We start from the raw sequence: 20,855 nt of genomic DNA, 5'->3' as shown, positions 1-20,855 counted from the left end.
GGGCCTCAGAACCCGGCGCCGGTCCCCTGCAGCACGCCATGCTCCAGTGCATAGCGGGTGAGGCCGGCGGTGGAGGAAATGCCCAGCTTGCGCTTGATGTTCTTGCGGTGAGTCTCGACCGTTCTGACGGAGATATCGAGGGTTTGCGCGACTTCCTTGTTGGATTTGCCCTGCGCCAATTCCAGCAGGATGGTCTGCTCGCGCCCGGTCAGCGCCTCGCGGATATCGCCGTCCTTGGGTTTCAGAGAGCCCGCCGCGCCGGTGCAGAGATAGGTCTTGCCCTGCATCACCGCGTCAATCGCCTGCTTGATCTCTTCCGTCGGCACATCCTTCAGCACATAGCCCATGGCGCCGTGGCTGAGCGCGGTGGAGATATATTCGGCGCTGTCATGCATCGACAGGATCAGGATGCGGGTGCCGGGGTGCTGTTCCAGGATGATCTCGGTGGCGCTGAGGCCGCCGAGCTTGGGCATGTTCAGATCCATCAGCACCACGTCAGGCGCCAGGCCGCCCATCTGCTCCACCGCGTTGCGCCCGTCGGTCAGGGAGCCGACAACCTCGATATCATCATAGCTTTCCAGGATCGACTGGATGCCTTCGGCCACCATCGGGTGGTCATCCACGATCAAAACTTTCACCGGATCCGCCATCATCCCCCCAACAGCAGTCTTCGAACATTCCAAAGGCCGCGCAGGCCGCCGCAGCCTCCCCCGGTCACGGTAATTGCGCAGGTGTGCCTTCCTCGCCCGGCGGCAGAAGGTGGCTCAGCGGCAGGCTGGCCTCGATCACGGTGCCACTCTGGGTGCCCCGTGATGACAGAATGCGCAAGGTGCCGTCAAGCTGCTCGATCCGCTCCTGCATGTTGCGCAGGCCGATCCCCGGGCCGGTGCGGGCGTCGCGCGGCGGCAGCCCGCGGCCGTTATCGGAGATCCGCATAGTGGCGCCGCGGGTGTGGCCGCGCAGGTCTATACTGACCTTGGTGGCCTCCGCGTGGCGTTCGATGTTGGTCAGCGCCTCCTGTGCGATACGGTAGAGAGCAATCTTGGAATCCTGATCCAGCCGGTTGCGGAACACCACGGTGGAAAACTCGGTTTCGATGCCGGTGCGGGTGGCAAAATCATCGGTCAGCGCCTTCAGTGCCGGCCCTAGCCCGAGGTCGTCCAGCACGCCCGGACGCAGGTCGCGGCTGATCCGGCGCACCTCGGTAATGGCGGTCAGCAGGTTCTCTGTGCCTTTCTCAAGCGGGGCCGCCGCGCCCTCGCCATCGCCGCGCGACAGGCGGCGGCGGGTGTTGTCCAGCGCATAGCGCACCCCGACCAGGAGCTGGCTGATGCCGTCATGCAGCTCCCGCGCCACCCGGCCGCGCTCTTCCTCCTGGGCGTCGAACACCCGCTGGGTCAGTTCCTTCAGCTTGGCATCCGCCAGCCGCCGCTCGCGGATGTTGAGGAACATGCCGGACGCAAAGACCAGCGCCAGCGAAATCAGCGTGATTGCCCCGATGTACAGGAACGTGCGCCGCACCCGCGCCTCCACCTCCGCCCGAGAGGCGGCCACTGTGGCCAGCACATCGTCGATGAAGACGCCGGTGCCGATCGCCCATTGCCAGTCCTGCAGCCCCAGCACATAGGCAATCATCTGCGCCTCCTCGCCGGTGGAGGGCTTTTCCCAGGTGAAACTGTGCCAGCCGGCCCCGTCGCGGGCGAGGCGGATAAACTCATCCACCACCGGCACCCCGGCGCTGTCGGTCAGCCCCGCCCAGTTGCGGTTGATGAACTCGGTCTGCCGCGGGCTCACCAGGTTGGTGCCATCATAGTCATAGACAAAGAAGAACCCGTCCTTGCCGTAGATCATCGCGCTCAGGATCTGGGTGACCTGCTCCTTGGCCGCCGCATCGTCAGGCGCCGCCAGGCCATAGATATGGGCAAAGCCGTTGCGCGCCTGGGTCACGTAGTTGCGCAGCTCGGCCTTCTTGGCCTCCAAGAGCTGCATTTCCAGCGCCTGGATCTCGCGTTCGGCCAGGGCGCGCGACTGGTAGCCCACCACCAGCGCAATCGCGGTGCCCGCCACGATCAGCGGCAGGGTCATCAAGAGCGACAATTTCTGCGCGTAGTCAGGGCGCAGCAGGGAGCGGAACAGGCGCATCGGCACTCCGTCGAAATTGGTCAGAATCGTGTACCGAATCATTGCCCAGCCGCCCAGCGGAATCAAAGGGGCAGGAATGGATTGCACCTGTGGCGGGTGTTTCCTGATTCCGTCACCCGTCTGAAATGCGCAACATTTCCCGTCAAACCCGGCAAAAACGTTCCGTTCTACGCAGTAGTAGGTATTCACATAAATTGCGCTGCCGCTAGGCTGACCGCACTCGAACCGATCCGCCTTGGGGGGACCTGGGGCAATCCGAATTAATAATGGGAGGAATAATTAATGGATCGCCGTTCTTTCTTGAAAACATCCGCGCTGGGCGGGACCGCAGCAGCAGCCAGCACCCTGGCGGCGCCGGCCTATGCCCAGGGCAACCGCACCCTGACCATGGTCACCACCTGGGGCCGCGGTCTGGCAGGCGTGCATGACTCCGCACAGTATGTCGCCGACGCCATCACCGCCATGTCCGACGGCACCCTGACCATCGACGTCAAGGCCGCAGGCGAGCTGGTCGGCGCGTTCGAAGTGTTCGACGCCGTGACCGCGGGCCAGGCCGACATGTACCACGCCGCTGACTATTACTTCGTCAGCCAGCACCCGGGCTATGCTTACTTCACCGCGGTGCCCTTCGGCATGACCCCGCAGGAACTGGTGAACTGGTACTACCACGGCGAAGGCCACGCGCTGCATGACGAGCTGGGCCAGATCTTCGGTCTGAAATCCTTCATCGGCGGCAACACCGGCCCGCAGGCCGGCGGCTGGTTCAACAAGGAGATCAAAGGCCCCGAGGATTTCAACGGCCTCAAGTTCCGGATGCCGGGCCTGGGCGGCAAGGCGCTGGGCAAGCTGGGCGCATCCGTGCAGAACATCCCGGGCTCCGAAGTGTATCAGGCGCTGTCCTCCGGCGCGATCGACGGCACCGAGTGGATCGGCCCCTGGGCGGACGAGAAGGCCGGCTTCCAGGAAATCACCAAGACCTACTACACCGCGGGCTTCCACGAGCCGGGCGCGGCGCTGTCGGTTGCCACCAACCGCGATGTGTTCGAAGGCCTGTCGCCTGCGCATCAGAAGATCATCGAGATGGCATCGGCCGCCGGCCACCAGTGGAGCCTGGCGCAGTTCATGAACAACAACGGTGCAGCGCTGCAGCGCCTGCAGTCCGGCGGCGTGAAGACCCTGGAATTCCCGGAAAGCGTCTGGAGCGCCTTCGGCCAGGCCACCAAGGATACCCTGGACGAGTTCATGGGCGACGAGCTGTTCGCGAAAATCCGCAACAGCGTCGAATCCTCGATGAAAGCCTCCTCCGGCTGGATCACCAAATCCGAAGGCGCCTACCGCGTTCAGCGCGACCGCGTCCTGGGCTGATCCGCCTGACCGGCATCAACCGGGTCCTCCGCCAGCGGGCGGGGGATCCTTTTCCAGTTGCATGACGCGGGCAACGGACGGCCACCGGGCCGCGTTCCGGACCCGCCGCAGCAAAGACCCCCGGGGGAAACATGCAGGAAGAGAGTGGCCTCACCTTCTTCGGCGCCATAGCGGGCGGATTGCTCTGGCTGGTCCAGAACATCGCCGGCGCCTTCTATAACTTCGGCTATGCCGTCACCCACCCGCAGCTCTGGCTCGACTGGTCCGACAAGGCCTCGATCATGCGCTTCGTCTACTACGGCGGATCGGTCGAGTTCTTTTTTGTCGTCTTCACCGCTTTCCTGGTGCTGACCGCCATCGGCATCTACTTCCGCGGGTTCATGTGGGGCATGGTCCGCGGGCTGGAGGGGCTGGCCAACATCACCGGCCGCTTCTTTGCGTGGGCGGGCCTCCTTATGGTGCTGCAGCAGATCATCATCGTTTTCATGCAGCGGGTGTTCGCCCGGCCTGACATCAGCTTCGGCTTTGGCATTCCGTTCAGCCAGGACATCAGCTGGTTTGCCGAAGAACTGAAGTTCTACAATGCCCTGGTGGTCTGCCTGTGCGTCACCTACACCTTCGTGCAGGGCGGCCATGTGCGGGTGGACCTGATCTATTCCGGCATCAGCTTCCGCGCCAAGCGGGTGGTCGACATGCTCGGCTCGCTGCTGTTCATGATGCCTGCCGCGGTGCTGACCTGGATGTACGGGTGGTTCTTCCTGTGGCGCCACCTGATCGTGCCGAAACCCTCGGCCTCGGACACGCTTGACCGGCTGGTGATGAAATCGCGGGCCTTGCGCTGGAACGTGGAAACCATTGGCTTCAGCCCCAACGGGTTCAATGCCTACTTCCTGTTCAAGATCCTGCTGATCGCCTTTGCAGGCCTCGTCTTCCTGCATGCCATTGCCTTCTTCTACCGCTCCTTCCTGGAGTTTGTCGAAGGGCAGGGCAGCGAAAACAAATACCTCGACAAGGACAGCCTTGGAGAGGGTGAAGAAGCCTACGAAGGCACGCACTAAGGGGACGCTGGAAACATGCTATTTGGACTTGATGGCGTCGAAATCGGCCTGCTCATCGTATTTCTCTGCCTCTTCGGGGGCATTCTGTCCGGCTTCCCGGTGGCCTTTGCCATCGGCGGCGCCGGGATCATTTCCTTCGGGATCATCGCCGCGCTGGACAGCGCCGGCATCCTGATCCACCAGGCCATCGACACCTCGTCGCAGGCCTACCGGGATCTGGTGGGATCGGGCATCAGGCCCGACAAGATATCCGTCTTCCGCTACCCGGATTTGCCCAGGCTGGCCGAACCCGTGTTCACCCAGGGCTGGGAAGTGGCGCTGGACCGCAACGTTTCCTTCATCGTCAACCGGATGAACGAGCGGGTGCTGGCGGGCGCGTCGATTGAGACCCTGCTGGCGGTGCTGATGTTCGTGCTGATGGGCATCACCCTGGAACGCTCCAAGATCGCCAATGACCTGTTGACCACCATGGCGCGCGTCTTCGGGCCGCTGCCCGGCGGCCTGGCGGTGTCGATTGTTGTCGTGGGCGCCTTCCTGGCGGCCTCCACCGGCATCGTCGGCGCCACCGTGGTGACCATGGGCCTCTTGGCCTTGCCGACCATGCTGCGCAACAACTACTCGCCGGAGCTGGCAACCGGCGTGATCGCGGCCTCGGGCACCCTGGGTCAGATCATCCCGCCCTCCATTGTGATCGTTCTTCTGGGCACTCTGGCGGGCGATCTTTACTCCACCGCGCAGGAAACCCGCGCGATGGAGGCAGGCTGCTCCGACGCGCTCACCTACCTGGGTGAGCCGGCGGTGGTATCGGTCGGCACCCTGTTCCAGGCGGCGCTGCTGCCGGGTATCCTGCTCGCGATCCTCTATGCCACCTATGCCTTCGGCTATGCACTGCTGAACCCGCACAAGGCGCCGGCCGTGTCGCTGGAAGGCGGTACCGGCGAGGTGATCACCCGCAATGAAGGGCTGATCTGGTTCCTGGGTGTGCCGGCAGCGCTGATCGGCGGCGCGATCCTGCTGTCGAGCTTCAACGTGATCGGCAGCCAGAACATCACCGTCTCCACCTTCTCGGACGCCGGTGAGACCGCATCCTTGCGCACCAAAGTCGGCCCCGAGTGCAAGGCCTCGATGATCGAACTGCACGGGCAGGAAGCCTGGGACGCCGCGGTGGAAGAGCAGAAGGCCATCAATGAGGCTGGCGGCGTGGCCCTGGCCAAGCGGCTGAGCGGCGAGGAAATCGCCGCCGCCCGCGAAGCCAAGATCGCCTCTGCTGCGCCCATCGGCACCGGCATCACCGTGATCATGGTTCTCCTGGGCCTGGTGCTGGCCTTCGGCCGCGGGGTGGCGCCTTCGCGCGATGCCAAGCCGCTGATCCTGGGTTCCATCGGCATCCTGCTGATTGCACTGGTGGATCTGGTGGCGATTGCGCCAACCACTTCTGCCGGAGCCACGGTGCTGTGGATTGCTCTGCCGCTACTGCTGGCGCTCTGGGGCTGCCGCGAGGCTGCGGCCCGCTGCGCCAAAAACGATCTGATCCGGGTGGTGTTCCCGCCGCTGGTGCTGATCGTTGCGGTGCTCGGCTCGATCCTGGGCGGCATCACCAACCCGACGCCCGCCGCGGCGCTGGGGGCAGGCGGCGCCATCATGCTGGCGGCCTACCGCAAGCTGCAGGACAAGGGCAAGTCGGGCAGGATCATCATCTGGTCCACCTTCGCGGTGATGATCTGCATCCTGATCGGCATGAACTTCGACCTGCGGGTGAACCAGGGCGGCGTCTCTGTCGAGAGCTGGATCGCCTTCATCGCCGCCTATGCGATGTACCTCTATGCGCTGTTCGGGCTGCTTTATGGCTGCTGGGTGCTGTTCCGCTCCGGCGTGCTGACTCCGGTGGTGCGGGAAACCGCCAAGGTGACTTCGATGGTCTTCACCATCCTGATCGGCTCGCAGCTGCTCAATCTGGTGGTGATCTCCTTCGGCGGCGAGCACTACATCCAGCAGTTCCTGAAGAGCTTCGACAACGAGATGACGGTCTTCCTGATCGTGATGCTGGTGCTGTTCTTCCTGGGCTTCGTGCTGGACTTTCTGGAGATCATCTACATCGTGATCCCAATCGTGGGCCCGGTGATCTATGGCGGGTCGTTCGATCCGAAATGGGTGACCATCATGGTAGCGGTGAACCTGCAGACCTCGTTCCTGACACCGCCATTCGGCTTTGCGCTGTTCTATCTGCGCGGGGTGGCGCCGAAGGAGGTGACAACGGCTCATATCTACCGCGGGATCGTGCCCTTCGTGCTGATCCAGGTGGTGGGCATCGGCATCCTCTGGGCGTTCCCGTCGATCGTCACCATCGTGCCGGCGCTGATCCCGAACTGATCCGGAGAGCAGGTAAGAAACGGAAAAAGGGGCCCCATGCGGGCCCCTTTGCATATCCTTGACGGTCGAGGGGCGCTGCCCCTCTGCGCGCGGCGCGCATTCACCCCGGAGTATTTGCGGAAAGATGAAGAGCGGCGGCGCGGGCCTCAGGTGAACTGGATCAGGTCCCAGCGGTTGCCGAAGGGATCGCGCCAGACGGCGACGGTGCCATAGGGCTCATGCCGCGGCTCTTCCTCGAAGGTGACGCCCTTGGCCAGCATCGTCGCGTGATCGCGGGCAAAATCGTCTGTCGCCAGAAACAGCCCGACGCGGCCGCCGAACTGGTTGCCGATAGCGGCCTTCTGCTCAGCCCCTTCAGCGCGGGCCAGGATCAGGCTGCCCTGTTCCGCCCCGGGCGGCAGGATCCGCACCCAGCGTTTTCGGCCCTGGTCGATGTCCTCCGCCAGCTGCCAGCCCAGTCGGGTGCAGTAAAAGGCGATGGCGGCGTCGTAGTCCGGCACCACCAGCGAGACGGCATGGATGTATTGCATCAGCGTTTCTTGTGAATCGGCTGTTCGGGCAATTGGATATTGGCGACCTGCTCGGCAATCGGGTCGGTCGACAGCGGGTGGCTGGCGGTCTCGAACTGCGACGGGTCGGTCATCTTCTTCCATTCGCTCTGGTGATAGATCTCCAGGCCGGAAAACTTGGCCTTGTAGCCCATCTTCTGGCTGCCGGGCACCCAGTAGCCGAGGTAGACATAAGGCAGCCCTGCCTCTTGCGCGATCTTGATGTGGTCGAGGATCATGAAGGTGCCGAGCGAGTCCTGCGGCCGGTCCGGGGCATAAAAGGAATAGACCATGCTCAGGCCGTCCTCCAGAACATCGGTCAGCGACACCGCGGTCAGCTCGCTGCTGCCCGGCACCGCATATTCCACCACCCGGCTGCGCACCGGGGTTTCCTCGATCATCGCGGCGTATTCGAACACGTCCATATCGGCCATGCCGCCATCGGCGTGGCGGCTGTCCAGATAGCTGCGGAACAGGGCGAACTGGTCCTCTGTCGCCCAGGGCGAGGTGGCCCGCCGCTCCAGATGCGCGTTGCGCTTCAGGGTGCGTTTCTGGCTGCGGCTGGGGCGGAAGGCCGCCACGTCGATCCGCGCCGACAGGCAGGCGGAGCATTCCGAGCAGGACGGGCGGTACAGCACATTCTGCGAGCGGCGGAAGCCCTGCTGGCTGAGGCTGTTGTTCAACTGATCCACCCCGTCGCCCTGCAGCGCGGTGAACAGCTTCCGCTCCATCCGGCCCTCCAGATAGGGGCAGGGCTGCGGTGCCGTCACATAGAACTGCGGCGCAATGGGAAGTGTATGGCGCATCGGACCCCGTCAGCAGTTTCGCAAAACAGGCGGAACAGATCGCCTGCGGTCCCAAGGATGATAGCAATGCGGTTCCGGTGCGCCAAGCGGTCTTGTGGAAAATGGTTTAACGCTGTCTTGCCGCTTTCCTTCAAACCCGCCGGTTCAGCATCACCGTGCCCAGGAAATGGTCCGTCAGGCCCTGGCCGCGGGCGGAGGTCAGCATTAGGATGACCGAGATCACCTGCAGCACCGGCAGCGCCAGCGACAGCGTGTAGCCTGCCGTGTGCAGCGCGGCCAGGCCGCTGTCCATCCGGCGGCCTTCGCCGTCGCGCAACTCGATACCTGCAAAGCGCATGCCCCAGGTGGCGGAGCCATTGGCGATGGTCACGGTGCGGTAGGCAAAGCCGACGGCCAGATACAGGAGTGGCCAAATGAAGAGGCCGGTAAAGGCCGTCAGCACCACGGCACCGGCGCTGAGGCCAAAAATCAGGATGCTGTCGATGATCCAGGCGATCAGGCGCTTGGCCGGCACAGACGCATAGAATTCTGCCTGGTAGTCGGGATCGGGCAGGGCGGTCATTTAAGGGTCCTTTGCTGATTGGCATAGGGAAACCCCGCCCGGACGGATGGGCGGGGCAGCCGGAGGGGGCTAAGGTTAGTGGCGCTTGGTTTCGCCCTGGTCTTCGTCCTCGTCCTCCAGGTCTTCGCCCGAGGCGGTGCGGGCGCGTTCGTCCATGAACTCGTCGAACTCTGCCTTGTCCTTGGCTTCGCGCAGGCGCTGCAGGAAGGCCTCAAAATCGTGCTGTTCCTGTTCCAGCCGACGCAGGGTGTCGGCCTTATAGGAGTCAAAGGCGCTGTTGCCCGAGGGTTTCATCGCCGAATACCCGTGCCGGGCCCAGGACTTGCGGTAGCGGCAGGAGGATTTGCTGAACATTCGTTTGCTCCAGATCATGTAGAAGAGAAGGGCGAGGCCAACCGGCCAGAAAAACACGAAAGCCAGGACCATGACGGCGATCCAGGCGCCTTTGCCCTTGCTGTCCAGCCAGGCTTCGCTGCGGGAAAACCAGCCCTGCACCGGGGCGGCAGGGGCGGTCGGGGTGAAACTCGTCATCGGGGTCCTCCAGGTTGCGGGTGAATGTAAATCTCTTTCACATGAATGCATATCGGAAGCCGCCTGGGGGCTTTCAAGCCCTCATGTAAATCTTTTTCACATTTTTACGGTGGCTGTGGGTGAAGGGGACGGAAACCGGCGGAAAAACAGCTTTCGGGTGCCCGGGGAGCGGGATCAGCAGGGAGGGAGACGCGGTTATGCTCCGGTTGCATGGCCGGATGCGGGGATTTCACGGGCGGTGCCGCCGCCAGGAGCTTTCAGAAATACCGGACGGATCCAAGCGTCCCCCGACAACAAAATACTCTTTAATTTCGAAACGGCTCCGCAACGGGAGCATAACCGTAATGATAACATTGCCTTAAAATCCGATCTTGATCCATTCGGGTGTTCTTGACTCCGGGGGAAGCCTAAGCGGCCGTGCGGCACTTCCCCCATTGACGCGCCCCGGCCCGCGGCTCAGTCTCTGCCCATGACAACTGGACTGACGATTTCCCGCATTCCCCGGCCCTATGACCCGGACCTCGGCGCTGAGGCGCGCAGGCTGGTGCCGGAGCTGTCCGGCGATCTGGCGGAACTGGTGGCAGGGGCTTGCGGTTGCAGCCCTTATCTGAAGGAGCTGACCGACCGCGAGGCAGGCTGGCTGCAAGACGCGCTGCACGATCCGGCGGCCGCGCTGCAGCGTGTCTTTGCGGACTGCCGCGCGATGGAGGCGGCGCAGCTGAAACCCGGTCTGCGCCAGGCCAAGCGGCGGCTGGCGCTTCTGACCGCGCTCTGCGACCTTTCGGGCGGCTGGAGCCTGGAGCAGGTGACCGGCGCGCTCACCGATTTCGGGGCGCTGTGTGCAGATGTGGCCATCAAGGCGGAAATCGCCAGTCTGATCCGCCGCAAAAAACTGCCCGGCCTTGCGGAGGAGGACGTCGAGACCGCAGGCGGCCTCACCATCCTGGCGATGGGCAAGATGGGTGCGCATGAGCTGAACTACAGTTCCGACATCGACCTCATCTGCCTGTTTGACGAAACCCGGTTCGATCCGGATGATTTTTTTGAGGCGCGCCAGGGCATGGTGCGCGCAACCAAGAACATGTGCGCCGCGCTCAGCGACCGCACCGGTGACGGCTATGTGTTCCGCACCGACCTGCGGCTGCGCCCGGATCCGGCGGTGACGCCGGTCTGCCTGGCGATGGAGGCGGCGGAGCGCTACTACGAAAGCCTGGGGCGCACCTGGGAGCGTGCCGCCTATATCAAGGCGCGCCCCTGCGCCGGCGACATTGCGGCGGGGGAGCGGTTCCTGAATACACTGCGCCCCTTCGTCTGGCGGCGGCATCTGGACTTTGCCGCGATCCAGGACGCCCACGACATCCGCCTGCGCATCCGCGAGAACAAGGGCACCGGCGGCGTCCTGAATGTGCCGGGCCACGACATGAAACTGGGCCGCGGCGGCATCCGCGAGATCGAGTTCTTCACCCAGACCCGCCAGCTGATCGCTGGCGGCCGCGACGACGGCTTGCGCCTGCGCGGCACGGTGGAGGGGCTGGCGGCGCTGGCGGGTAAGGGCTGGGTGCCGCAGGACGCGGCTGAAACCCTGACGGCCCATTACCGCGCCCACCGCGAAGTCGAGCACCGCATCCAGATGGTGCATGACGCCCAGACCCACAAGATGCCTAAGTCGGAGGACGGAATCGCCCGCATCGCCTGCCTGATGGACCGGGACCCGGAAGAGCTGCAGGCCGAAATCAAAACCCGCCTGGAAGAGGTGCATGAGCTGACCGAGGGGTTCTTCTCTCCCGGCGCGGCGCCGCGGCCAGCGCCTCTGGCACAGGAGACGGCGGAGCTGGACGGCGCCATCATCGCCCGCTGGCCCACCTATCCGGCGCTGCGCTCATCGCGCGGCGCGCGGATCTTCGAAGGATTGAAGCCGGAGCTGCTGGCCCGCGTGGCCAAGACCGCCAAACCTGCCGAAACGCTGCTGGCGCTCGACGGCTTCCTGGCCGGGCTGCCCGCCGGTGTGCAGCTGTTTTCCCTGTTCGGCGCCAACCCGCAGCTGATCGATCTCCTGATCGACATTGCTGGCACCTCAAGCGAGCTGGCCAGCTTCCTGTCGCGCAACTCCGCCGTTTTTGACGCGGTGATAGGCGGCTCCTTCTTTGATCCCTGGCCGGGGGAGGACAGTCTGCGGGCAGAGCTGAAAGCGCGGCTGCAGCAGGAGGAGGACTATGAAACCCGTCTCGACGCCACCCGCCGCTGGTGCAAGGAATGGCATTTCCGTATCGGCGTGCATCATCTTCGCGGGCTGATCGATGGCTATCAGGCGGGCGCCCAGTATGCCGAGCTGGCCGAGGTGGTGATTGCCGGCATCGCACCGGAGGTGGTCGCGCATTTCTCGAAAAAGCACGGCCCCCCGCCGGGCCGCGGTGCGGCGGTTCTGGCCATGGGCTCGATGGGGGCGGGGCAGATCAACTCGCAGTCCGACCTCGACCTGATCGTGATCTACGATCCCGAGGGCGAGGAGATGTCCGAGGGCAAGCGCCCGCTGGCCACGCGCCCCTATTTCGCGCGCCTGACGCAGGCCTTTGTCACTGCGCTGTCGGCACCGATGGCACAGGGCCGCCTGTATGAGGTCGACATGCGCCTGCGCCCCTCCGGCACTCAGGGGCCGGTCGCTGTCAGTTTTGCCAGCTTTACCCAGTACCAGCAGAACGAAGCCTGGGTGTGGGAGCATCTGGCCCTCACCCGGGCCCGCACCATCGCAGGCGACCGCACCCTTACCGACGATATCGAGAAATTCCGTGCGGGCTTCCTGTCGGAGCGGCGCGAGCAGGGCAAGGTGCTGCGCGAGGTCGCCCAAATGCGCGAACGGCTGGCTGCGGCCAAGGCGCCGGCGGGCGTCTGGGACGCCAAGAACGGACCGGGGCGGATGATGGACATCGAACTGCTGTCGCAGGCAGGAACGCTCACCTCTGCCTCCGCGGCCCGCGATGTGGCCTCAGGCCTTCGCGACGCTGTCGCTGCCGGGTGGCTGAATGACGCGGATGCAGAATACCTGACCGATGGATACCGTTTATTCTGGTCGGTGCAATGCGCAGCCCGGTTGCTCTCCGGCAAGGCCATCGAGGCCGAAACTATGGGTGAGGGCGGGGCGCAGTTCCTCTGCCGCACCACCGGTTTTGACCGGTTGGAGGCGCTGGAGCAGGAGCTGCAGGACCGCTACAGCCGCTGCGCAGCGCTGATAGGCGAAACCGTGGAAAGGGAAGCGGCGGATGAAGACAGGCAGCACTGAACATGACCCGCGCGGTCTGATCTACGAATCCTACCGGATCGAGGGCATCACCGATGCCCAGTGCCGCAGCATCTTCTTTGACTGGGCGCTGGGCATGGATGCCGCCCGCGACAGCCGCTCCGATATTCAGGCGCTGCTGGATCTCTATGGCGCTGCCCAGCCGGAGCATCCGATGACCGCGGTGCTGCGTGACGGGCTGCAAGGCGCTGAAAAGCCCCGCCGCCGCGGCGGCTGGCGCTCGCGCGAACGGTAACGCCGCCCCGCCGCGCGGAACTTCCAGGGGCCAGGCCACGCGGCCCCTTTTCCTGTCCCGGGCTTACCGCTAAGAGAAGCTCATGACTGCCTCCCCCGATGCGCTCCAGCGCCCCCGCGTGAAAATGAAACCCAAATCCAACGCCCGCGCCATCCGGCACGGGTTTCCTTGGGTCTATGCCAACGAACTGGTGACCGACCGCCGCACCCGCAAGCTGGCGCCCGGCACCCTTGCGGTGCTGGAGGATGAGGCGCAGCGCCCGCTGGGGCTGGTTGCGGTCAACCCCGAAAGCAAGATCATCGCCCGGATGCTCGACCGCGACCCGGAGGCGGAGATTGATCAGGCCTGGTTCGCCGCCCGCCTGTCGCCTGCGCTGGAGATGCGCGAACGGCTCTATGACGCGCCCTTCTACCGGCTGGTGCATGCTGAATCCGATGGCCTTCCCGGCGTGGTGATCGACCGTTTCGGCGATACATGCGTGGTGCAGCCCAACGCCGCCTGGGCCGAGGCGCATCTGGACATGCTCGCCGCCGCTTTGGCCGACGTGACCGGCGCCGAAGTGATCCTGAAAAACGCCTCAGGCCGCACCCGCGGTCTGGAAGGTCTGGATGACGTGAACCAGACCCTGCGGGGCGCGGCCCCCGCTGCGCCGGTGCCAGTCCGGATGAACGGCGCCACCTATATGGCCGACCTCACCGGCGGCCAGAAAACCGGGCTGTTCTTCGACCAGCGCGAAAACCACGCCTTTGCCGCCCGCCTGACCGCGCCCGGCGCCAAGGTGCTGGACGTGTTTTCCCACGTCGGCGGCTTTGGTCTTGCGATGCTGGCAGGCGGTGCCGGGGCAGCCACCTGCGTCGACGGCTCCGCCGCCGCGCTGGAGCTGGCCGCGCAAGGCGCCGCAGCCAGCGGCCACCAGGACAAGTTCACCGCCCGTCAGGGCGACGCCTTCGACGTGCTGGCCGCGCTGGCGGAAGAGGGCGAGAGCTTTGACGTGGTGGTCTGCGACCCGCCCGCCTTTGCACCCTCGAAACAGGCGCTGGAGGCCGGGCTGCGTGCTTATGAGCGCGTCGCCAAACTGGCGGCACCGCTGGTGAAGCCCGGCGGCTACCTCGGCCTCTGCTCCTGCTCGCATGCCGCCGACCTTACCCGCTTCCGCAACGCCTCGGCCCGCGGTATCGGCAAGGGCGGCCGCCGGGCGGCGCTCATTCACACCGGATACGCAGGCCCGGACCACCCACAGCTGCCGCAGCTGGCCGAAAGCGGCTATCTGAAGGCTGTGTTCTTCCGGCTGGACTGACGCTGGTGAAGCTGCTGCTCGACACTTGCGTCCTCTACCCGACGGTGATGCGGGAAATGCTGCTGGGCGCGGCGCGCCTCGGCCATTTCACCCCGCTCTGGTCCGCGCGGATCCTGGGCGAATGGGAACGCGCGGCGGTAAAACTCGGCCCCGCGGGCGCGGCGCAGGCCACGGCAGAGATTGCCCTGATCCGCGCCAACTGGCCCAAGGCAGAGGTTGCCCCGGCACCGGGCGTCGAGGCGCGCCTCTGGCTGCCAGACAGCGCGGATACCCATGTGCTGGCCACCGCCATCGCTGGCCACGCCGACGCCATCGTCACCGTCAACAACAAGGACTTCCCGCGCCACACATTGGCAGAGGAAGGCCTGGAGCGCCTCGGGCCGGACGAGCTGCTCTACGGGATCTGGCTGCAGGACAGCACCGGCATGGAGGCGCTGGGGGCAGAGGTTCTGGCCGAGGCCAACCGCCTGTCCGGCGGCAGCTGGGAGATCCGCCCGCTGCTGAAGAAAGCCCGCCTGCCGCGGCTCGCCAAGGCCCTCTCTTCTTCTTTGTGAAAATACTCCGGGGAGTTTGAGGGGCCGGCCCCTCAATCCCGCCTTTGCCGCGGGTTCAGCCCTTGGCCCATTTGTCTTCCAGCCGCTCCAGCGCGGCGATGCGCTCTTCGGTCTTGGGGTGGCTCATCAGCCAGGCAGGCGCCATGCCGGCGCGCGCTTGCGTCAGCTCTTCCAGCTTGGCAAACAAGCTCTTCTGCGGTGCCAGCCCGATCCCGGCCTTGGTCAGCAGCGCCGCAGCATATTCATCCGCCTCATACTCGTCGCCGCGCGACAGCCGCGCTGCGATCAGCGAGGTCAGCACCCCGGCAATCCACGGCCCGATAAAGGGGATGTAGCGGCCCAGGATCATCATCAGCGCGGTGCGCAGCGCGTTCTGGCCGGAGAAATCGATCATCCGCTTGCGGGCATGCCCCAGCGCCACATGGCCCAGCTCATGGGCAATGACCGAGGCCAATTCCTCGGCGCTGACCTCGCCGTTCTGGTACTTGCGGTAGAACCCGCGGGTGATGAAGATCCGCCCGTCCGGCGCCGCCAGCCCGTTTACCGGGTCGACTTCGTAGATATGCACCGGGATACGGGCAATGTTCAGCGCCGCCGCCAGCCGGTCGGTCAGCCGCTTCAGCCGCGGGTCCGCCAGCTCGGTGGAGCGCTGGTCGAGCTCGCGGTTGGTGCGCCAGACGGAAATCCGGTACATCACAAGGCCATAGAGAACGGCCAGAAGAATGGGCAAGAGGCGCAGCATGCACCAGATATGGGCCGAAACCGCGCCGCCAGCAAGAGGCAGCGGCCCGGAAGCCTTGCACCCAGCGCAGGCCGCCATGCAAAATCCGCACTCGCCGCCGCGCGCCGCATCCATTAAGGGGGCTGGACCCCGAGACACCACAGAACAACGGCTTCCGGCACATGGCACCGCTCTCACAGCTCCGCAACATCGCCGACACCGGCGAGACCCTGCACCGCAGCGGCTGCGCGCCCTACAAGATCGAGAAATACCTGCAGTTCTATGCCAGGAAGCAGGGCATCAACGTGATCGTGCAGGCCACCCCCACGTCGATCTCCTGCCAGTTCCCGGACGAGGACAACCAGTTCATCATCCGCCGCCTGGAGCCTGCTCAGATCAACCTCAGCCTCCTGGCCCGCACCATCATCCGCATCAACGCGGTGGAGGATCCGGGGATTGAGGAGCCGGGGCGTTATCCCGGCTGGCTGATCATGCTGGCCAATATCGCTATCCCGCCCGCCTTCCTGACCCTGATCGGCAGCGCGCTCACAACGATTGCGCTGTCGGCGGTGCTGGGCTTCCTGGTCTGGCTCTGCCAGCTGTTCTGCCGCGGCGACCGGGTGATCCTGGTCGAATTCCTGTCGGCGCTGGTTGCGGGGCTGGCGGTCTCGCTGGTCAGCAGCATGGGGGTGGAGGTGCCGGTCTGGGGCACCTGCATCGCCGCCATCGTGCTGTTTGTGCCTGGGCTGTCGATTGCCAACTCGCTGGAATGCCTGGCCTTCAACGATGTGATCTCCGGCTCCAGCCTGTTTGCCCAGTCGATCTTCGTGCTGATGAAACTGTTCATCGGCATCTACATCGGCGTCAGCATCGGCGCGGCGCTTTGGGGGGCGGCGCCGCATGTGGAGAACGTGAACGAAGTGCTGTGGTGGATGCCCTATCTGGCGCTGCCCGCACTGTCGTTCTCCATTGGCGTGATCTTCAACGCCCGCATGGTCGACATCCTGCGGGCGCTGCCGGTCACCGTGCTGGGCATGTGGGGGCCGCTTTACCTGGGCTTTGGCGGCGGCTGGATCGTCGGGACCTGGGTCACTGCCATGTGCATCACGCTTTACGGCACCTGGCTCGCCAAGACGCTGAACCTGACCGGCGCCATCTATATCGTGCAGGGCATCCTGATCCTGGTCCCCGGCAGCCGGGTGCTGATGAGCGCAACGCAATCGCTGTTCAACGAGACGCTGATGGCGGATGCCAGCATCGGCCTGTCGGCGCTTTTGATGTTCTCGGCCATCGTGGCGGGGCAGGTGACGGCGCTGGCGCTCTATTCGCAGAAGAACCGCAACCTCGCCAGCTAGGCGCAGCGCGCTCCCGCCGGTGTCGCCCGCTCGCCTCCGGCCAAGGGTGCGTCCGGGGCCGAGGGCCGGCCGCTGGCCGTCACAGCATCCTGCAATGCGGCATAGCGGCTGGGATCAATGCCGGGCCGGGCCAAACCGCCCATGACGGCAAAGGTCTTCTCCAATGGCAGCGTCCAGCTGACGGCAGATCAGCCTTTTGCAGCGCGCCACCCGCTGCGAACGGCTGGGGACACTTAATGTGTCATGGGCCTTCGGCAGGGAAAATGCGGAAGGCCCATGACAGCACGGACAGGATTTACCTGCCCTTACCCGGCGCAGGATAGGGGTGGGGACTCTGCGCCGGATATTCTTAAGTGTCCGGGGCCGCCGGATGGCAGCCCCTTGTTCAGATTTCCGGGGCCTACAGGATTGCCCCTCGGTGAAATGCCCGGGGCGGTCCCGCGGTCCCGGAGGGCGGCTCTAGTTCACCCCCAATTTGCCGGGGAACTCGATGTTGATCTCCAGGCTCGACAGCTCGTCGCCGCGCTCCATGCGGATGTCGATCGCCTCGTCGCCGATCTGCATGTGGCGGCGGATCACGTCCAGGATTTCGCGCTGCAGCTGCGGCAGGCAGTCGGGGCGGGCGCTGCCGTGGCCGCTGCGTTCATGCGCCAGCAGGATCTGCAGCCGTTCCTTGGCGGTACTGGCTGACGCCGCTTTGCGGGGGCGGAAGGAAAATCCGAACATCCGCTTATACCGTCCGCCGGAACAGCCGCTGCAGCAGCCCGCGGCGCGGGTCCGCGGCAATCCGCATCTCGATCTGCTCGCCGATCAGCCGGCCGACGGCGTCTTCATAGGCGGCGGCCGCCGCAGACGGGTCATCCAGCACCACCGGCACGCCGAGGTTGGAGGCGCGCAGCACTGCCTTGCTCTCGGGGATGATCCCCAGCAGCGGCACCGCCAGAACCTCCAGCACGTCCTCCACCGTCATCATTTCGCCGCTGTCGACGCGGGCCTTGTCGTGGCGGGTGATCAGAACCTGCGCCTTGACCGGCTCGGCACCGGTTTTCCCGGCCCGTTCGGTGATGCTGTTCAGCAATCCCAGCACCCGGTCGCTGTCACGCACCGAGGACACCTCGGGGTTGGTGACGACAATCGCCTCATCGGCGAAATGCATTGCCATCTGGGCGCCGCGCTCGATCCCCGCGGGGCTGTCGCAGATGATGTAGTCGAACTCCTGGCGCAGCTCTTCCAGCACCTTCGCGACGCCGTCCCTGGTCAGCGCATCCTTGTCGCGGGTCTGCGAGGTCGGCAGCACCGCCAGATTCTCCAGCCGCCGGTCACGGATCAGCGCCTGCTTCAGCTTGGCGTCGCCCTGGATCACGTTGATGAAGTCAAAGACCACCCGGCGCTCGCAGCCCATGATCATGTCCAGGTTGCGCAAACCCACGTCGAAATCGATCACCACCGTCTTGTGCCCGCGCCGCGCCAGCTCGGCGCCCACCGCCGCCGAGGTTGTGGTCTTGCCCACGCCGCCCTTGCCTGAGGTGACGACGATCACCCGGCCCATCGGTTGTTCCAAAGTCAGGTCCTTGCTCATTACAGTGCCTCCACACACAGCCGGCCATCGCGCAGGAAAACCTGTGCTGCGCGGTTCAATAGTTCCGGCTCCAAATTCTCGTTCGTCCGATAGAGGCCCGCGACCGCCAGCAGCTCCGCATCCAGCCGCTGGCAGAAGATACGGGCGCTCTCGTCGCCCTCCGCACCGGCCATGGCACGGCCCCTGAGCAGGCCGTAGACATGGATGTTGCCTCGCGCGATCAGTTCCGCGCCGGAGCTGACAGGCCCGACGACCACTAGATCGCCGCCCTCAGCTACCACCGTCTGGCCGGAGCGCACCGGCCGGGTGACCACCACATTCCGGGGCGGGCGCAATTTCTTGGGGATTTCCCGGCGGGGGCCGGGACCGGTGTTCAGCGGCGCGTCCTTGCCGCTGGCCAGCGTGATCAGGCCGGCGTCCTCTGCCGCAGCGGCCTGTGCGGGGGTGGCGTTTTGCACGCCGAATACCGCCAGATCACGGCTGCGCAGGCTGTCGGCCAGCGCCCGGATCTCAGCAGGCCGGTTCAGCCCCGGCGCCTGCGCCAGGTCCAGGATCAGCGGGGCGCTGTCAAAGAATTGCGGGCTCCAGCGCAGCTGCGCGTCCAGCGCGGCGTAAAACGCCTGATCCAGAGGCCCGTCCTCGGGGCGCAGGGCAACAGCGGTGAAATACCGCCCGCGGATCTGGAACGGCTTCACGCTTGCGGCAGGTGCACTGCCACGTTGTTTAATGTCTTGATGCGGCACGCTCACGCGATGCTCCTGCTCGGAAATGGCGGGCTTGTTTCCCCACGGCTTTTTCCCTTGGGTAGCGTCAGGCGGGCAGGCCGTTCAACCGCAGCCGGGCAGGGTCGGCGGACATGCGCCTGCGGCTGTGCCCGGCGGCGGATTTCCGCAGATGATCCGCCTGGGGTTGAACAGAAAACGGTTGCCGCCCGAGCAGTGGCGCTGCGCCTACAGCGCCAGCGGTGCGGACCGGCCTGAGTGCTCCAGCTCCCAGCTGGCGGACCAGTCTGCGCCCTGCCGCTCCAGCACCAGATAGTTCCTCTCTGCCGCATAGCGCCCGGCCTGGCCGGGGATCTGGCGGATCCGGATGGGGTGGCCGGGCAGGGGCGCGTCGCCCAGCCGCGACAGCATTCCCAGCACCTTGGCCCAGGCCCGGGGTGGCGCCCGGTGGGAAATGCCCGAGGCCACCAGCTGGTGCAGCAGCTTTCCGCCGCCAAGCGCCATCTCGCCGCGCGCGGCTAGGTGGATCTCGCCGGAGATGGCGGTGACCTGCTGGCCGTCCTGCGCCGCCATGTCCCGCAGCAGCCGCAGCATCCGCCGCCAGGAAGCCCGGTGCGCCCGGCTCTGCCACTGGTCGCGCAGGTCGTCCTCGTATTTCTGCATTCTGGGCGTCAGCACCATCAGCAGCTCCAGCAGCGACAGCCGCGGCCCCAGCAGCGGCACGCTGGACATCAGCAGCGTGCGCCCGGCAAAGCGCTGCTCCGCGGCGGTTTTCATCATCCGCCAGCCGCCCCGCGCCATCACCCGCCGCCGGCTGCGCTCGCTGCGCAGGTCGGGGGCCAGCAGGCGCAGCCCCGGCGCCTCGATGCGCCAGCCCAGGTGGCTGCCTCCGGGATCAGAGAACCGCGCGGGCAGATCGCCTTCGCAGCAGCCGTGCTGGAACAGCAGCGCTGCCTCCCGCGCCGCCGCAAACAGGGCCTGGCCGACCGGGGAATAGGTGCGCGAACGGCGCAAGGATCCCCAGCCGTCGCAGATGTCGTGGTCGTCCCATTGCATCAGCGACGGCACCCGCGCCGCGATCCAGGCAAACTCCGGCGCGGCATAGATAGCCAGATACCGCTGCAGGAACCGCTCGCGCAGGTGGCGGCGCAGATCGCCCAGCTCCTCGTGGGCGGGGTCGCGGGGGATGCGGTCCGGCCAGTCTTCGCTAAGGGGATGGCCGTGTGTCACCTCATCCGCATAGATCTGATCGCCGCCATGCAGCAGCAGCGAGAAAGGCTGTTCCGCATGCTCCGCGCCCATCCTTGCCCATATCGCGTTGCGCTCGGCCCCGTCGCGGTCCAGGTCGCCATGCTCCTCGCCGTTGCAGGAGGCATAGGCGATCCGCAGATCGCCGCCAAAACCGCCTGCCAGCGCAAAACGCGTGCCTTTCCACTGGTAGGCAGAGGGATGATCCGCAGGCAGGCTGAACCGCGCCCGATGCACGGTGCAGACGTCATACTCAGCCAGCGGTTCCGGCTGCACCTCGCCGCTGTTCAGGAGCACCGGAGGCAGGGCGGCGCCCTTGGGCACAATGAACAGTGCCGCCAGATGCATCCGGCCATCACGCAGATCATCGAGGATCAGGATGGGGCCGGTGACTTGTCCGGTGCCGGGGCCTGCATTGCGGCCTGTTATCCGGGTGCTGCTGCTCATACCGCCACAGCACCTAGGTA

Annotated in this window: 19 protein-coding genes; 8 read left to right on the top strand and 11 right to left on the bottom strand. The window is 65.5% G+C overall.

Going from position 1 to position 20,855, the window contains the following annotated elements; genetic code table 11:
* Window positions 1-5: 5 nt before the first annotated feature.
* Both GKC28_RS02185 and GKC28_RS02180 read right to left on the bottom strand, forming a co-directional pair.
* On the bottom strand, window positions 6-650 hold the full coding sequence (locus GKC28_RS02185) for a response regulator transcription factor (protein WP_174144901.1): 645 nt from the start codon (window positions 648-650) through the stop codon (window positions 6-8).
* 64 nt (window positions 651-714) lie between these two features.
* Window positions 715-2,142, bottom strand: coding sequence for a cache domain-containing protein (locus tag GKC28_RS02180; RefSeq protein WP_174145085.1), 1,428 nt, complete (start codon window positions 2,140-2,142; stop codon window positions 715-717).
* A 282-nt stretch (window positions 2,143-2,424) separates the two neighbouring features.
* Here GKC28_RS02180 and GKC28_RS02175 point away from each other — a divergent pair, with 282 nt between their 5' ends.
* The 3 genes from GKC28_RS02175 to GKC28_RS02165 all read left to right on the top strand — a co-directional run bounded on the left by GKC28_RS02175 (window position 2,425) and on the right by GKC28_RS02165 (window position 6,935).
* Entirely contained in the window at window positions 2,425-3,507 is a 1,083-nt protein-coding gene (locus GKC28_RS02175) for a TRAP transporter substrate-binding protein (RefSeq protein ID WP_174144900.1), read from the top strand.
* A gap of 131 nt (window positions 3,508-3,638) precedes the next feature.
* On the top strand, window positions 3,639-4,565 hold the full coding sequence (locus GKC28_RS02170; protein WP_174144899.1) for a TRAP transporter small permease subunit: 927 nt from the start codon (window positions 3,639-3,641) through the stop codon (window positions 4,563-4,565).
* Window positions 4,566-4,580: 15 nt separating this feature from the next.
* Entirely contained in the window at window positions 4,581-6,935 is a 2,355-nt protein-coding gene (locus tag GKC28_RS02165) for a TRAP transporter large permease subunit (protein ID WP_174144898.1), read from the top strand.
* Between the two features lie 146 nt (window positions 6,936-7,081).
* Here the strand turns inward: GKC28_RS02165 and GKC28_RS02160 are convergent, their stop codons facing one another.
* The 4 genes from GKC28_RS02160 to GKC28_RS02145 form a co-directional block, all read right to left on the bottom strand.
* Complete coding sequence (locus tag GKC28_RS02160) at window positions 7,082-7,465, bottom strand: VOC family protein (RefSeq protein WP_174144897.1); 384 nt, start codon at window positions 7,463-7,465, stop codon at window positions 7,082-7,084.
* Window positions 7,465-8,289, bottom strand: coding sequence for an arginyltransferase (locus tag GKC28_RS02155; RefSeq protein WP_174144896.1), 825 nt, complete (start codon window positions 8,287-8,289; stop codon window positions 7,465-7,467). Before GKC28_RS02155 ends, GKC28_RS02160 begins: the two co-directional genes overlap by 1 nt.
* 130 nt (window positions 8,290-8,419) lie before the next feature.
* Window positions 8,420-8,851, bottom strand: a complete 432-nt coding sequence (locus tag GKC28_RS02150) for an RDD family protein (RefSeq protein WP_174144895.1) — start codon at window positions 8,849-8,851, stop codon at window positions 8,420-8,422.
* Window positions 8,852-8,926: 75 nt separating this feature from the next.
* Entirely contained in the window at window positions 8,927-9,382 is a 456-nt protein-coding gene (locus GKC28_RS02145; RefSeq protein ID WP_174144894.1) for a DUF2852 domain-containing protein, read from the bottom strand.
* Between the two features lie 469 nt (window positions 9,383-9,851).
* Between GKC28_RS02145 and GKC28_RS02140 the strand changes: the two genes are divergently transcribed.
* From GKC28_RS02140 to GKC28_RS02125, 4 genes are all read left to right on the top strand, one after another.
* Complete coding sequence (locus GKC28_RS02140) at window positions 9,852-12,659, top strand: glutamine-synthetase adenylyltransferase (protein WP_174144893.1); 2,808 nt, start codon at window positions 9,852-9,854, stop codon at window positions 12,657-12,659.
* Entirely contained in the window at window positions 12,640-12,912 is a 273-nt protein-coding gene (locus GKC28_RS02135) for a hypothetical protein (RefSeq protein ID WP_174144892.1), read from the top strand. Before GKC28_RS02140 ends, GKC28_RS02135 begins: the two co-directional genes overlap by 20 nt.
* A gap of 82 nt (window positions 12,913-12,994) precedes the next feature.
* Window positions 12,995-14,209, top strand: a complete 1,215-nt coding sequence (locus GKC28_RS02130; protein WP_174144891.1) for an RSP_2647 family RNA methyltransferase — start codon at window positions 12,995-12,997, stop codon at window positions 14,207-14,209.
* A gap of 5 nt (window positions 14,210-14,214) precedes the next feature.
* Window positions 14,215-14,763 carry an RSP_2648 family PIN domain-containing protein gene (locus GKC28_RS02125; RefSeq protein WP_174144890.1) on the top strand — a complete coding sequence of 183 codons (549 nt, stop codon included), beginning with the start codon at window positions 14,215-14,217 and terminating at the stop codon, window positions 14,761-14,763.
* 55 nt (window positions 14,764-14,818) lie between these two features.
* Here GKC28_RS02125 and GKC28_RS02120 read toward each other — a convergent pair whose 3' ends face one another.
* Window positions 14,819-15,505, bottom strand: a complete 687-nt coding sequence (locus tag GKC28_RS02120; RefSeq protein WP_174145084.1) for a M48 family metallopeptidase — start codon at window positions 15,503-15,505, stop codon at window positions 14,819-14,821.
* A gap of 161 nt (window positions 15,506-15,666) precedes the next feature.
* Here GKC28_RS02120 and GKC28_RS02115 point away from each other — a divergent pair, with 161 nt between their 5' ends.
* Window positions 15,667-16,839 carry a threonine/serine exporter ThrE family protein gene (locus GKC28_RS02115; RefSeq protein ID WP_174144889.1) on the top strand — a complete coding sequence of 391 codons (1,173 nt, stop codon included), beginning with the start codon at window positions 15,667-15,669 and terminating at the stop codon, window positions 16,837-16,839.
* Window positions 16,840-17,298: 459 nt separating this feature from the next.
* Here GKC28_RS02115 and minE read toward each other — a convergent pair whose 3' ends face one another.
* The 4 genes from minE to GKC28_RS02095 form a co-directional block, all read right to left on the bottom strand.
* A complete protein-coding gene (gene minE / locus GKC28_RS02110) occupies window positions 17,299-17,565 on the bottom strand; it encodes a cell division topological specificity factor MinE (RefSeq protein WP_174144888.1) in 267 nt (88 codons plus the stop codon).
* 4 nt (window positions 17,566-17,569) lie between these two features.
* Window positions 17,570-18,388, bottom strand: a complete 819-nt coding sequence (minD, locus tag GKC28_RS02105) for a septum site-determining protein MinD (RefSeq protein ID WP_174145083.1) — start codon at window positions 18,386-18,388, stop codon at window positions 17,570-17,572.
* A 29-nt stretch (window positions 18,389-18,417) separates the two neighbouring features.
* Entirely contained in the window at window positions 18,418-19,167 is a 750-nt protein-coding gene (gene minC / locus GKC28_RS02100; protein ID WP_174144887.1) for a septum site-determining protein MinC, read from the bottom strand.
* Between the two features lie 201 nt (window positions 19,168-19,368).
* Window positions 19,369-20,835: an alkaline phosphatase D family protein gene (locus GKC28_RS02095; RefSeq protein WP_174144886.1), complete on the bottom strand. Its 1,467-nt coding sequence runs from the start codon at window positions 20,833-20,835 to the stop codon at window positions 19,369-19,371.
* Between the last annotated feature and the right edge of the window lie 20 nt (window positions 20,836-20,855).

Source organism: Leisingera sp. ANG59, assembly GCF_013317235.1.
Lineage (GTDB): Bacteria > Pseudomonadota > Alphaproteobacteria > Rhodobacterales > Rhodobacteraceae > Leisingera.
This window is presented reverse-complemented; position numbering and strand designations above follow the sequence as displayed.

Coding starts and splice junctions, on each gene's coding strand:
- GKC28_RS02185 (WP_174144901.1), bottom strand. CDS start 650: ATGGCGGATCCGGTGAAAGTTTTGATCGTGGATGACCACCCGATGGTG.
- GKC28_RS02180 (WP_174145085.1), bottom strand. CDS start 2,142: ATGCGCCTGTTCCGCTCCCTGCTGCGCCCTGACTACGCGCAGAAATTG.
- GKC28_RS02175 (WP_174144900.1), top strand. CDS start 2,425: ATGGATCGCCGTTCTTTCTTGAAAACATCCGCGCTGGGCGGGACCGCA.
- GKC28_RS02170 (WP_174144899.1), top strand. CDS start 3,639: ATGCAGGAAGAGAGTGGCCTCACCTTCTTCGGCGCCATAGCGGGCGGA.
- GKC28_RS02165 (WP_174144898.1), top strand. CDS start 4,581: ATGCTATTTGGACTTGATGGCGTCGAAATCGGCCTGCTCATCGTATTT.
- GKC28_RS02160 (WP_174144897.1), bottom strand. CDS start 7,465: ATGCAATACATCCATGCCGTCTCGCTGGTGGTGCCGGACTACGACGCC.
- GKC28_RS02155 (WP_174144896.1), bottom strand. CDS start 8,289: ATGCGCCATACACTTCCCATTGCGCCGCAGTTCTATGTGACGGCACCG.
- GKC28_RS02150 (WP_174144895.1), bottom strand. CDS start 8,851: ATGACCGCCCTGCCCGATCCCGACTACCAGGCAGAATTCTATGCGTCT.
- GKC28_RS02145 (WP_174144894.1), bottom strand. CDS start 9,382: ATGACGAGTTTCACCCCGACCGCCCCTGCCGCCCCGGTGCAGGGCTGG.
- GKC28_RS02140 (WP_174144893.1), top strand. CDS start 9,852: ATGACAACTGGACTGACGATTTCCCGCATTCCCCGGCCCTATGACCCG.
- GKC28_RS02135 (WP_174144892.1), top strand. CDS start 12,640: ATGAAGACAGGCAGCACTGAACATGACCCGCGCGGTCTGATCTACGAA.
- GKC28_RS02130 (WP_174144891.1), top strand. CDS start 12,995: ATGACTGCCTCCCCCGATGCGCTCCAGCGCCCCCGCGTGAAAATGAAA.
- GKC28_RS02120 (WP_174145084.1), bottom strand. CDS start 15,505: ATGCTGCGCCTCTTGCCCATTCTTCTGGCCGTTCTCTATGGCCTTGTG.
- GKC28_RS02115 (WP_174144889.1), top strand. CDS start 15,667: ATGGCACCGCTCTCACAGCTCCGCAACATCGCCGACACCGGCGAGACC.
- minE (WP_174144888.1), bottom strand. CDS start 17,565: ATGTTCGGATTTTCCTTCCGCCCCCGCAAAGCGGCGTCAGCCAGTACC.
- minD (WP_174145083.1), bottom strand. CDS start 18,388: ATGGGCCGGGTGATCGTCGTCACCTCAGGCAAGGGCGGCGTGGGCAAG.
- GKC28_RS02095 (WP_174144886.1), bottom strand. CDS start 20,835: ATGAGCAGCAGCACCCGGATAACAGGCCGCAATGCAGGCCCCGGCACC.